Source organism: Rhodanobacter sp. K2T2, from assembly GCF_013408815.1.
Lineage (GTDB): Bacteria > Pseudomonadota > Gammaproteobacteria > Xanthomonadales > Rhodanobacteraceae > Rhodanobacter.
Map to the genome: position 1 here is coordinate 49,547 of NZ_JACCCA010000008.1, position 12,515 is coordinate 62,061.

At 63.5% G+C, this 12,515-nt stretch carries 6 protein-coding genes; 4 read left to right on the top strand and 2 right to left on the bottom strand.

Going from position 1 to position 12,515, the window contains the following annotated elements; all coding sequences use genetic code 11:
* Positions 1-4 precede the first annotated feature (4 nt).
* From gspD to HDE78_RS13800, 3 genes are all read left to right on the top strand, one after another.
* Complete coding sequence (gene gspD, locus HDE78_RS13790) at positions 5-2,728, top strand: type II secretion system secretin GspD (RefSeq protein WP_179480458.1); 2,724 nt, start codon at positions 5-7, stop codon at positions 2,726-2,728.
* Positions 2,729-2,827: 99 nt separating this feature from the next.
* Positions 2,828-5,437, top strand: coding sequence for an ATP-dependent helicase HrpB (gene hrpB, locus HDE78_RS13795; RefSeq protein WP_179480460.1), 2,610 nt, complete (start codon positions 2,828-2,830; stop codon positions 5,435-5,437).
* Between the two features lie 155 nt (positions 5,438-5,592).
* Positions 5,593-5,976 carry a DUF1161 domain-containing protein gene (locus tag HDE78_RS13800; protein WP_179480462.1) on the top strand — a complete coding sequence of 128 codons (384 nt, stop codon included), beginning with the start codon at positions 5,593-5,595 and terminating at the stop codon, positions 5,974-5,976.
* 61 nt (positions 5,977-6,037) lie between these two features.
* On the opposite strand, the gene HDE78_RS13805 is transcribed toward HDE78_RS13800, so the two are convergent.
* Positions 6,038-7,453, bottom strand: coding sequence for a M28 family peptidase (locus HDE78_RS13805; protein WP_179480464.1), 1,416 nt, complete (start codon positions 7,451-7,453; stop codon positions 6,038-6,040).
* Between the two features lie 178 nt (positions 7,454-7,631).
* On the opposite strand from HDE78_RS13805, the gene HDE78_RS13810 reads away from it, so the two are divergent.
* Positions 7,632-9,662, top strand: a complete 2,031-nt coding sequence (locus HDE78_RS13810; RefSeq protein ID WP_179480466.1) for a tetratricopeptide repeat-containing sulfotransferase family protein — start codon at positions 7,632-7,634, stop codon at positions 9,660-9,662.
* A gap of 123 nt (positions 9,663-9,785) precedes the next feature.
* Here HDE78_RS13810 and HDE78_RS13815 read toward each other — a convergent pair whose 3' ends face one another.
* The gene (locus tag HDE78_RS13815) at positions 9,786-12,221 is read right to left on the bottom strand and encodes a protease pro-enzyme activation domain-containing protein (RefSeq protein WP_179480468.1); all 2,436 of its coding nucleotides are present in this window, start codon (positions 12,219-12,221) and stop codon (positions 9,786-9,788) included.
* Between the last annotated feature and the right edge of the window lie 294 nt (positions 12,222-12,515).

The window sequence follows — 12,515 nt, forward strand, 5'->3', positions numbered from 1 at the left end:
ATTCATGCTTCGCAAGCTCTCTCAGCAAATTCTGCGCGTCGGCGCCATCGCGGTGGCCGTGTCGCTGGTCGGTTGCGCCAACGCACCGGTGCGCGATGACAGTGCGCTGCAGCGCGAGGCGATGGCCGGCACGCAGAATCCGGTGCCCGCGCCGTTGCCGTTGACCAACGGCCTCAATGACGTCGGCAGCGGTGCCGCGCCAAAGTCGGATATCAGCAAGGGCAGCGGCGACTTCATCCATCCCACTGCGCTGGCTACGCCGCGCGCGGCGGCTACCGGCGACGGTGCGGTGACGTTCAACTTCGAAAACCAGCCCGTGCAGGCCGTGGTCAAGGCGATCCTCGGCGACCTGCTCAAGCAGAACTACACCATCGTGCCGGGCGTGCAGGGCAACATCTCGTTCTCCACATCCGAGCCGGTGGACAGCAGCCAGGCGCTGCCGATTCTGGAAACTCTGCTGTCCTGGACGCACAACGCGCTGATCAAGCGCGCCGGCGGTTATGTGGTACTCCCGGAAAAGGATGCCGTCGCTGGCAACATGGTGCCTAGCCTGGGCGCCAGCGCACCGACCGGCGGCCTGCAATCGCGGTTGTTTCCGCTGCGCTATATCTCCGCCACCGAAATGCAGAAGCTGGTCAAGCCCTTCGCCCGGCAGGACGCGGTGTTGCTGGCCGACCCGTCGCGCAATCTGATCGTGATGTCCGGTACGCCGGAGGAACTGGCCAATTATTCCAGGATGGTGAAAACCTTCGACGTCGACTGGTTGCGCGGTACGTCGATCGGCGTGTTCAGTCTGCAGCACGCCACGGTAACCGAGCTGATGCCACAACTGGACGGGCTGTTCGGCGAGCACGGCAGCACGCCGCTGGCCGGCATGCTGCGTTTCATTCCGATCGAACGCACCAACGCGATGGTGGTGATCAGTACGCAGCCGCAGTATCTGCAGGAAGTCGGCGACTGGATCGCCCAGATCGACGCCGGCGGCGGCAACGAGCCGCAGTTGTTCGTATACGACGTACGCAATATGAAAGCCTCGGATCTGGCGAAATATCTGGCGCAGATCTACACCAACGGTGCGGGCAACGGCAGCCCCAGCGATGCCAACGGCAAGGTCGGCCCGGGCCAGACCGCCGGCACCCTGGGTAGCGGCAACAACAGCAGCTCGCAAAGCCTGGGCAGCACGGCCGGCAGCTTCGGTTCGTCTGCGTCCGGCTCCACCGGCATCGGCGGCTTGGGCAGTTCGAGCGGCAGCACCGGCTTGAGTGGCGGTCTGAGCGGCAGCACCGGTGGACTCACTTCGGGTATCGGTGGCAGCAGCGGCGGCCTGGGCGGCTCGACTTCCGGCGTTGGCGGACTCGGTGGTGCCAGCGGAAGCAGCATGGCAAATGGCAGCAACGGCGGTGCGTCGTCGGACGAGCAGTACAGCTCATCCGACGGCAGTGTCCACATCGGCTCGGTCGACAGCAACAATCAGCTGCTGGTCCGCGCACGGCCGGCGCAGTGGAAAGAAATGCAGGCGGCGATCAAAAAACTCGACAACGTGCCGCTGCAGGTGCAGATCGAGACGCGCATTCTCGAGGTGACCCTCGTCAACCAGTTCGCCTTCGGCGTGCAGTACTACCTCGATGGGCTGACCGGCGCCACCACGAACTCCAACGGCTCGATCACTCCCGGCCAGTCGTATCGCCATCGCAATATCGGCGTGGGCGGCGGCGGTACGGTACCGACCAGCGGCGATACGCTGTTCTACTCCTTCATCAACAGCAATACCCAGGTCGCGATCAGCGCGATGGAAACCAGCAGCAATACCAAGACGCTGTCGGCGCCGTCGATGGTGGTCATGAACAACCAGCCGGCGCATATCCAGGTCGGCAACCAGATACCGATCAACCAGACTTCGCTGATTGGCCTGGGCGGAACCGCAAGCACCGATACCACGGCAAGTTCCGTAACTTACATTCCAACCGGCGTTATTCTGGACGTGCAGCCGCGTGTGAATCCGGGTGGCCTGGTCTATCTCAACGTTCACCAACAGGTGAGTACGGCGTCGACAACGACGAATTCGCAGGGCAATCCCACCATCGCCCAACGCGATGTGGCGACTCAGGTCGCGGTGCAGAGCGGACAGACCGTACTTCTCGGTGGTCTGATCACGCAAGATGAAAGTAAAGCCGATACCGGAGTTCCATTTCTCAGCGACATTCCCGTGTTGGGACGCCTGTTCGGTACCACCAATCGCAATCGCGATCGTACAGAGTTGATAGTACTGATCACGCCGAAAGTCATCCGCGGCAGCGAAGATGCCAAGCAGATCACCGACGATTACCAGAGCAAGTTCGAATCGCTCGAACCATTGCACACATCGAACAACCATGCCAGCAACAGCACATCGCCGATGAATCTAGCGCTTGAAACCGCCCTGCAGGCGGGCGTTTCGTCAGGCAACAGGCCGGCCGTAGTCACGCCGCTGCCGACATCATCGAACGCTGCTGCAAGCTGGCCCGAGCAACTGCAGCAGCATGCGGAAGATGCACTGCGCCAGGCCGACTTTGCGAACGCGCAGGATCTGGCTATGCAGTCGTGGCGGCAGGGTACGCATCGCGGATCGCTTTGCGCGCGCAACTGGCAGGTGATCGTGCAGGCGCGCCAGCACAACAACCGACTGGGCAACGTCGACGCGGCGCGCAAGCAGGAAAACGCGTGTATGGCCGCATCGAGCTCGCCGTAGCGGAATCACAACTGTCGATCGGCGAACCACGGAGGGTTCGCCGTGCATCGATCCGGGAATGCCTGTCGCCAGCCGTTATCATCCGCAGCGATGAATGCGATGTCACCAGACTCCCCGAGCCTCCTGTTTCCGATCACGCCACTGCTGGCGCAGATCGGCGCGTCGCTGGCGGACCATCCGCGACTGGTACTCGAGGCGCCGCCCGGCGCGGGCAAAACCACCCAGGTGCCGTTGGCGCTGCTCGACGCGGCGTGGCTGGCGGGCGACAAAATCATCGTGCTGGAGCCGCGTCGTCTCGCGGCCCGCGCCGCCGCGCAGTTCATGGCGCAGCAGCTCGGCGAAGTCGTGGGACAGACCGTCGGTTACCGCATCCGCTTCGAGTCGAAGGTCAGCGCCACGACGCGCATCGAAGTGGTTACCGAGGGCATTCTCACGCGATTGATCCAGCGCGATCCAGAGCTGGCCGGCATCGGTGCGATCATCTTCGACGAATTCCACGAGCGCCATCTCGCCGGTGACTTGGGCGCTGCGTTGGCGCTCGACGTGCAGGCCACGCTGCGTCCGGACCTGCGGCTGATCGTGATGTCCGCCACGCTGGACGGCGAACGCATGGCGCAATGGCTGGATGCGCCGCGCGTCAGCAGTCCCGGCCGCAGTTTTCCTGTGCGTATCGAGCATCCGCCGGCGCGCGCGCAGGAGACGATCGAACATCATCTCGCGCGCGTCGCGCGCCAGGCCCTGGAACAAAACGAGGGCGACGTGCTCGCCTTTCTGCCGGGCCAGCGCGAGATCGCTCGCGCGAGAAACGCGCTGGCCCAGACCGTAACGCAGGACAACGTCGAAGTGCTGGCGCTGCACGGCGAGCTGTCGCAGGTCGAACAGCAGGCTGCGTTGGCGCCGGCAGAATCCGGCATGCGGCCAGCTGGTATGAGGCGTGTAGTGCTGGCGACCAATGTGGCGGAGTCCAGCATCACCCTGCCGGGCATTCGTGCGGTGATCGACGCGGGGCTGGCGCGCGAACCGCGCTTCGATCCGAATTCCGGTTTCACGCGGTTGGAGATCGTGACTATTTCGCAGGCTTCGGCCGATCAGCGCGCGGGCCGTGCAGGTCGCGTCGCGCCCGGTACGGCGTATCGCCTGTGGCCGCAGAGCAAGCGGCTGGAATCGGCGCGGCGTGCGGAAATCAGCCATGCCGAGCTGTCAGGACTTGCGCTGGAACTGGCGGCCTGGGGCGTGACGACCAGCAATACCGACACGCTGCCGTGGCTGGATGCGCCGCCCAGCGGCGCGTTGGCGCAGGCGCGCGCGTTGCTGATCGGTCTCGGCGCACTGGATGACGCCATGCGCATCACGGCGCTGGGTCGCGCCATGCTGGAGCTGGGCGCCAGCCCCCGACTGGCGGCGGCTGCGTTGCGCGCGCCGGCGGTTTTGCGGCCGCTGATCTGCGATCTTCTGGCGCTGATGGAGGCGCGTTCGCCCATGCGCGGCGCGCAGGCCCGTGGCGACGACTTCCGCGTGCGCGTCGCGGCGTTGCACGCATGGCGCGATCGGCGCGGCGGCCCGTCGCGCGGCGCTGGTCCATCCATGGACGTCGGCCGCTCTCGCACGTCCTGTGCTCGCGGCACTAGTCCATCCATGGACGTCGATGTCGGCGCGCTGGCGGCGATCGAGCAGATCGGCAAGGGCTGGCGAAGACGTCTGGACGTCCGAACGCCGGCCAGCGGCGTACCAGACAGTCACGCCGTCGGCGATCTTCTGCTGCATGCGTTTCCCGATCGCGTGGCGCGCCGCGACGAGTCCAATCCCCTGCGCTACACCCTGGCCAACGGTCGCGGTGCGCGCCTGCACGAAAATACCGCGCTGCATGGCGAGCCGTGGCTGGTGGTTCTGGATCTGCGGCACGAGACACGCGATAGTTTGATCCTGGTCGCCACACCGTTCGACCCGGCTGTGTTGGAGCGCGACTATCCGGCGCAGTTCGTGCGCGAGCGCACGCTGCGCTGGAACGAGCCGCGTGCGCTCGTCGAAGCGTTTGACGAACACCGCTTCGGCGCCATCGTGCTGGAGCGCCGCAGCGTGCCGGTGCGGCCGGAAGATGCGCTGCCCGCGCTGCTCGCCGTCGTACGCGCCAAGGGCATCGCCTCGTTGCCTTGGGGCGAGCACGCCAAGCGGCTGCGCGCCCGCATGCAGGCATTGCGCGCGTGGATGCCCGAGCTCGGGCTACCGGACGTATCCGATATGGCCCTGCTCGATTCCGTCGACCGCTGGCTGGCACCCTATCTCAGCGGCAAACGGTCGCTCGATGCGTTGGGCGCGGATGAACTGGCGCAGGCGCTGGCTGCACTGTTCGATTACGAGCAACGCCGCATGCTCGACTTGCAGGCGCCCGAGAGTCTTGTCGTGCCCAGCGGCCAACAGCGCCGCCTCGACTACGCGCCAGACGAGCCGCCGGTGCTCGCGGTCAAATTGCAGGAGCTGTTCGGTCTGGCCGATACGCCGCGCATCGGCGGCGGGCGGATTCCTGTCACGCTGCACCTGCTGTCGCCAGCGGGTCGGCCGATCCAGGTCACGCAGGATCTGAAAGGCTTCTGGGAGCGCACCTATCCCGAGGTGAAAAGGGAATTGAAGGGCCGTTATCCCCGGCATCCGTGGCCGGACGACCCGTGGACGGCGGTACCGACGCATCGCGCAAAACCCCGTGGTACCTGATTTGGGTGCCACGTGACAAACAACGTGCGCAAGCCGATGATCGGCCGTCACCTTGGGTTGGGATAATAAAGCCTGCACTCCAATTTCATCGTGGCAGGCGTTTCATTTATCGTTGTGTTGCTGTACTGAGTTTCAACCCCACAAGGAGAAGACCCATGAACAAGCGTTTTGGATTGATGGCCCTGCTGTTTCTCGCCCTGCCTGTCATGGCTCACGCGTCCTGCGACGACGTGAAGTCGAGCATCGATGCGAAGATCAAGGCCAAGGGCGTCAGCGACTACAAGCTCGATGTCGTGTCCAGCGACAGCGCCGGTGCGGACGCCAAGGTCGTTGGCACCTGCGAAGGCGACAAGAAAATCGTCTACACCCGCGGTGAAGGCGGCAGCTCGGACAGCGCGTCGTCGGACAGCGCGTCATCCGACGGCTCGGCCCCAGCGGATGCCAGCAGCGCCCCGGCCCCGGCGAAAAAGCATCATCATATGAAGAAGGCGACGGACGATTCGTCCGCGCCCGCACCCGCTACTTCCAGCGGCGGTTGATCGGTTCGCTTTGGCTATAAGAAAGGCGCCGAGGGGCGCCTTTCTTATTGACCAGAGCCACTCAGTGGCCAGGCGCCGAACTGCTGCTGGCAGGCGCGGGCGACCGCGTGAAGCTGCCCGGGTCGCCGGGGAACACGACCGGACTTTCGTAACCGTCGGCCGATACCGACGAGACGCCGAAGAACCAGTCGTCGATCACCACATCCTTCAGCACGGCGCTGCCCACGTCGCCGATACTTTGCTGATGCTGCCATTGCGCCGCGGTGGTATCGCGCCAGTGCACGCGATAGTCGGCAGCGCCGGCGACCTTGTTCCACTTCACGGTCGTGTCCGTGGCCAGCGCGCCTTCGATGGTGACGCCGGTCGGTGGTGCCGGCGCACGGCTCAGCGACGCCATCGTCAGCGTATTGAGCGCGGTGACGCGAGCGAGATAGTGGAAGTCCACACCGGCGATGGTGTCGCCGTAGCGAACGCCGCGATCCTCGTCCGAGGTGCCGGTACGCAGATCCTGATGCTGGTGGGTATAGTCCTCGTGGGATTCCGTCACGCGCACGGCGGGAAAGCCGGCCTGGAGAAACGGCACCTGATCCCCGCCGCGGCCGTAGCGGTCGGTGCGATAAATCATATGCACGCGCAGGTCGGGCAGGTAGGTGTCGGCAAGGCTGGCCATGTAGCGCGCCATATTGCGCGAGGGCGAGTCGACCTCGCCGCCGTGGTAGCTGCGGGCCGTGGCCTGCGCCGCGGTTTCGTTGCTCTTGGTGCCTTCGGAGAACACGCGCACAGAGGTGTTGTCGATGGCGCCGTTCTGGCCGCGGCTGTTGCCGACGATGTCGTTGTTGAGATCGGTTTCGACCTGCCAGCCTTGCGCCACCGCGTAATCGGCCAGCACCTTACCGCCGTAGAGGCCTTGCTCTTCGCCGGATAGCGCGGCGAAAACCAGGGTGGCCCGATTGTCCCGTTTCGACAGCAGGCGCGATGCCTCGATCAAGGCGGCGACGCCGGAGGCATCGTCGTTGGCGCCGGGCGCATCGCTCTTGCTGTTCATCACATCGGTGACGCGCGAATCGAGATGGCCGGTCATCACGATCACGCGATTCGGATCGCCCGTGCCGCGCTTGATCGCCACGATGTCCATCACTTCGGTCGGCGTGGGCAGGCGCTTGCCGGTGAAAGTCTGCGACGGCGTCACTACCTCGATGCAGCCGCCGCAATCGCGAGAGATGGCTTCGAAACGCGCTTTCACCCACTGCCTTGCCGCGCCGATGCCGCGTGTCTTCGACGTGGTATCGGACATGGTATGGCGTGTACCGAAACTGACCAGCTTGGTGATCGTGGCCCGAAGTTCGGTTTCACTGGGCGCGCTGGCCAGCGCTTGCAGACTGGCTTGATCGGATGGCACGGTCGAGGCGCTCTGTGCCATCGCGCCGACGCTGATGGCAGCCAGCAGGGCAACGGAAAAAATAGGTAGACGAGTCATAGCAGCTATCCACTCTCAATGAATCGATACGATACAACGGCCCGACCGACAATGGCTGTCGCCAGCTGCCGGGCGTGACTTCGATGAACGGCCAGACTGGCATCATGTCTGTTCGACACTTCGCATGAGGTGAGCGTCGCCACTTACTTTTTGGATCAACCATGCCGGACAATGAGGCATGCCTGATCGAGCGCACCCTTCCTCGGACTCCCCGCCGGCGGCCGACGTTTCGCCCAGCCGTCAGGACATCGAGAGACTTACCCAACTGGTGGGTAAGCAGCAACATGCGCAAGCGCAGTCGCTGGCGCGACAACTCATCGCGCGTTTCCCCACCCATGGCTTTGCATGGAAAGCGCTTGGGACATCGCTGAAGTCGCAGGGCCGAATCGCCGATGCGGTGGTCGCCGAGCGACAGGCGGCATCGCTTCTGCCGCACGATGCGAGCGCGCATCACAACCTTGGCAACGGGTTGATGTTACTGGACGACCCAGCTCAAGCCGCCGACAGTTATCGTCGCGCCCTAGCCATCCGGCCGGATTATTTCGAAGCGCATTTCAATCTGGGCAGTGCGCTGGAGGCACAGGGCGAATGGAGTGATGCGATCGACAGCTATCGTCACGCGCTGGCGATTCGACCGGGCTTTATCGATGCGCATGCGCGGCTTGGTCATGTGTTGATCGCAGCGGGAAGGCACGTCGATGCCATCGCGCATTTTCAGCAGGTTTTAGCGGCGCGTCCGGACGATGCCCTGTCGCACCATAGCCTAGGCATCGTCTATCGCAGTGAAGGCCGACTGTCCGAGGCGGAGGCCCGCTATCGACGCGCGCTGGCGATCGATCCGAACTACGTCGAGGCGCTCATAAATCTGGGCAACGTCTTAGGTGCCCAGGGCCGTCTGGCCGATGCGGAATCGAGCTATCGCCAGGCGCTGGTGCTCGACGACGGGTATGCCGAGACGCACTTCAATCTTGGCAACATTCTGCGCGATCAGAACAGGCAGCTCGACGCGGAGCAGAGCTATCGGCGTGCGTTGAAGATCGCGCCCCGTCATGTGAAGGCGCTCAACAATCTGGGCCTGTGTCTCAAGCGGCAGGGGCGTCTGGACGAGGCTCGCGAATGTTTCGAGGCGGCGATCGAGACTCGGCCGGATTTCGTGCAGTCGCATTGCAACCTCTCGCCGCTCAAAACCTACGCCATCGACGATCCTCATCTCGCTTTATTCGAAGGCCAGCTGCACCAAGTCCCGTCGCTGCCGAAAACGGGGCAGAGCAGCTACTGGTTTGCGCTGGGCAAGATGCGCGAGGACGTCGGCCGGTACGACGATGCGTTTGCCGCCTATGCGCAGGGAAATCGCTGTCAGCATGAGCTGTTTCCGCACGACGAGGCGCGTGAGGTGGCGTTGGTGCAGCGGCTGCAATCGGTCTTTAGCGAGGCGTTCTTTGCTAACCGCGCAAAACCGACTCACGCAGACAAGGCGCCGATCTTTATCGTGGGCATGCCGCGTTCGGGTACATCGCTGATCGAACAGATTCTTTCCACGTATCCTGGCGTGTATGGTGCCGGTGAGTTGACCGATCTGGACAACGTGGTCCATTTGGTTGAAAAAAGTTTGGGTGAGCGCAAGGCCTCCTATCCGGACATCATCGTCAACCTTTCCGCCGACGAACTGCGTCGCCTGGGTGAGATCTACATCGATCGCGTTTGGCGACATACGCCGCAGGCCGAGCGCATCACCGACAAGATGCCGGCGAATTTTCTGCACATCGGCATGATTCATCTGATGCTGCCGCAGGCCCGAATCATCCACGCCATGCGCGATCCGATGGATTCGTGCTTCTCGTGCTACTCGCGCCTGTTCGCGGGCAACAATCTGGATTTTGCCTACCGTCTGGAGACGGTAGGCCGCTATTACGTACGCTACATCCAGATGATGCGGCACTGGCAGCGGGTGCTGCCGCTGGGCACGGTGCTGGATGTTCGCTACGAAGACATGGTTACGGATACCGAGGGGCAGGCGCGGCGCCTGCTTGCTTATCTGGGCCTGCCCTGGGACGAGCGATGCCTGGCCTTCCATCAGAACCAGCGGGTCGTACGAACGGCCAGCGTCGCCCAGGTACGCAAGCCGATCTATCGATCGTCCGTGGCGCGATGGAAGCATTTCGAGGCCCATCTGGCGCCTCTGTTGGAAATCGTGAAGGACTATCGCTGACTCGGCGCTTGCCGCTGTCCACTGCACGTCGCGCAACAAAAAAGAGCCCGGCCTTGCGGTCGGGCTCTTTCGTTGGTTCGCCGAGACAGCGGCCAATGAAGGCAACTGTCCGGTTTACTTCGCTTACTGCACCGTCAAGGTCACGTCATCGAGCGTGAAGTCGGTATTGCCGGAGGACGAAGTCTCCTTGCCGGTGAACTTGATGGTGACCGTCTGGCCGATATATGCGGACAGATTGGCCGTCTCCACCGCATAACCGGTGTTGGTGTTGAGGCTGGTGAAGGTCGACAGGGTTTTCAGCACCGTACCGGACGAGTTCAGCACCTGCACGGTGAATGTATCGGCCGCCGTGGTCTTGGTCGAGTCGATATGCAGGTAATACTGCAGCGTCGCCGTGGTCTTGCCGCTCGGAATCGCTACCGACTGCGAGGCCGTATCGGTATGCGACGCGCCGTAGCCGTCAAACCACGCGAAGTAGGTCCCGGCGTGCGGGCTTTCGCTGCTGCCGCAGCTGCTGCTGGAGCAGAGCACGCCAGAGGACAACGTCCACGGTGTCGCCTTTCCAGTTTCGAAACCGGTGTTGACGAGCAACTGCGTCGGCGTGCCGCCGCCGCTGCTGCTGACCGTGACCGATGCCGTCTTCGCGCTGGTCTTGCCGCTGACGCTGTCCGTCACCGTCTCGGTCACGCTGTACGTGCCCGCAGCGGCATAGGTGTGGCTCGGGCTAGTGGCGGTCGAGGTGCTGCCGTCGCCGAAGGTCCATGCGTGCGTGCTGATGGTGCCGCCGGAGTCGGTAGACGAATCGGTGAACGTCGCGGTCAGACCGCTGGTGGTGTCGCTGAAGTTGGCTGTCGGGGTACCGCCGGTGCCGCCACCGCCGCCCGTGCTGCTGATGTTGCCAGCCAGTGCGCTGACGATCAGGCTGCCGAAGCCGGTGGTGTAATCCCAGCCCACGGCCGCCGTCTCACCGCTGTTGTTGCCGGAGGTGATGTCGTGGAAGTCGGTCGCATAGTTGGCCGCGGCCGCCTTGTAGATCAATGGAGCGGCGAAGCCCAGTGCGCCACCGTTGGCGGCCTGGATACGCGCCCATGCGCCGACGAACAGCGGCGAGGCCAGGCTGGTGCCGCCAATCTGCTGGTTGGCCTGGCCGTCCACGATAACCAGCGCGCCGGAGACCGGGCTGGCGTCGAACGCGATATCGGGCACACCACGGTATTTGGACGTACCGTTCTGACCCACGCCGACCTGCCAGCTGGGAATCGGCTCGAAGGTGCTGGGGCTGCCGCCGGTTGCACCTTCACTGGAGCTGAGGTTGTTCCAGACGGTCTCGCTGCCCCACGTGGTGGTGCCCGAGGTATACAGCTCGGTGCCGCCCGCGGATATGACATATTGCGAGCTGGCGGGCCAGCTCGGCGTTACGCCGCCCGTGCCGCATTCGTCGGCGCCGGAATCGCCGGCGGACACCGAGAAGGTCTGGCCCTGCGCCACGGCCTGTTCGAAGATCGTGTCTTCCGTTGTGGTGGTACCCGCCGACTTGGCATCGGTTTCGCATTCGCCCAGCGAGACGTTGATCACCACCGCCTTGTTGTCGGTGACGGCCAGGTTGTAGTCGGTGGTGAGCGCCGCGTCGGAAAGGCTGGCTGCGTCGTACAGGATCAGGCTCTTCACGCCGCCGGTCATCGCGAGGATGTCCTGGGTATCCAGATCCCACTCCCCGTCGCCGCTGGCCGAGACGCTGCCGGTGTTGCCGGTACCCTCAATGGACGGAACCAAAGAAGGCAGGCCGTTGGTGCTCTCGAACGACTTGATGTCGCTCAGCACGTCGCTCATCTGACCCGACACGACGTTGCCCACCGTCACGGTCGACGCCGTAGCGAGGCTGCTGGCGCCGTAGATTTTCGGGAAGTCGAGCGGGTTATGGCCCACCGCAGTTCCCGTGGCGAGCGGATGCGCCGTATCCGCATGCGCCCTGACCGCGAATATGTGCGAGAGATGCACGTTGTCCAGACCGAGAACGGCTTGCACGGTGTCCTGCAGGGCGGCGGGAATCATGACGGGGCTGGTGTTGTGATAGGCGTTGCGGCCGTCGTGGGTATGCACGCTCTCGAAGTTGGTATTGAAGGTTGCGCGCACCGTGTCGGAGGTGGCATCACCTTCCACCAGCAGGCGGTTCGGCGCGATGGTGACGTTTGTGTAGCCGGCCTTGGTCAGGTAGTCGGCGACAGCCTGTGCCTGCGCCTGGGTCGGCGAATACTGTGCGGCAAACTGCTCCGGGGTCATGGTGCGCTGGGCCACCGGTGTACCCGGCTGTTCGGCTTTGGCCACGAAGCTATCCAGGTCTGCCTTGTTGCGCAGCTTGAGCGAGACCACGACATGCAGCGGCTGCGAGAAAGCCAGCGGGCCGGTGGATACGTCGCCGTTACGCAATGTATTGACGTTCTGCGTGGGCAGCGCAACGAAAGCGCTACTGACATTGCTTGCGGGGGTGGCATACACAGACGCAGTGGCCGCCAGGGCGATGGACGCAACGAGCAGTTTGAGACGGAAATGGCTTTGCATTGGAACTCCCGAAGTTTTTGAGGCAAAACGAACCCGCACGGGGCGCGAAGACCTCATGTAATGGAGCGCCGCGGACAGACGCGGCACCGGTGACTTTCTTGGATTGCCCTGCGATCTCGTCGGCGTTGCGTAAGCTTTTTATATATCCCTAATAAGATTCAGTACGAACGTTTTGACAGGGCGACGCCAAAATGCACGATGACGTCGTGACAAGACCGTTTGCCAAAATCCCCATTGGCGAACTACTCGACGTTAGGGTGAATGCTCAAGTACCGTCAATAGGATTTTTTGAAG

Coding starts and splice junctions, on each gene's coding strand:
- gspD (WP_179480458.1), top strand. CDS start 5: ATGCTTCGCAAGCTCTCTCAGCAAATTCTGCGCGTCGGCGCCATCGCG.
- hrpB (WP_179480460.1), top strand. CDS start 2,828: ATGTCACCAGACTCCCCGAGCCTCCTGTTTCCGATCACGCCACTGCTG.
- HDE78_RS13800 (WP_179480462.1), top strand. CDS start 5,593: ATGAACAAGCGTTTTGGATTGATGGCCCTGCTGTTTCTCGCCCTGCCT.
- HDE78_RS13805 (WP_179480464.1), bottom strand. CDS start 7,453: ATGACTCGTCTACCTATTTTTTCCGTTGCCCTGCTGGCTGCCATCAGC.
- HDE78_RS13810 (WP_179480466.1), top strand. CDS start 7,632: ATGCCTGATCGAGCGCACCCTTCCTCGGACTCCCCGCCGGCGGCCGAC.
- HDE78_RS13815 (WP_179480468.1), bottom strand. CDS start 12,221: ATGCAAAGCCATTTCCGTCTCAAACTGCTCGTTGCGTCCATCGCCCTG.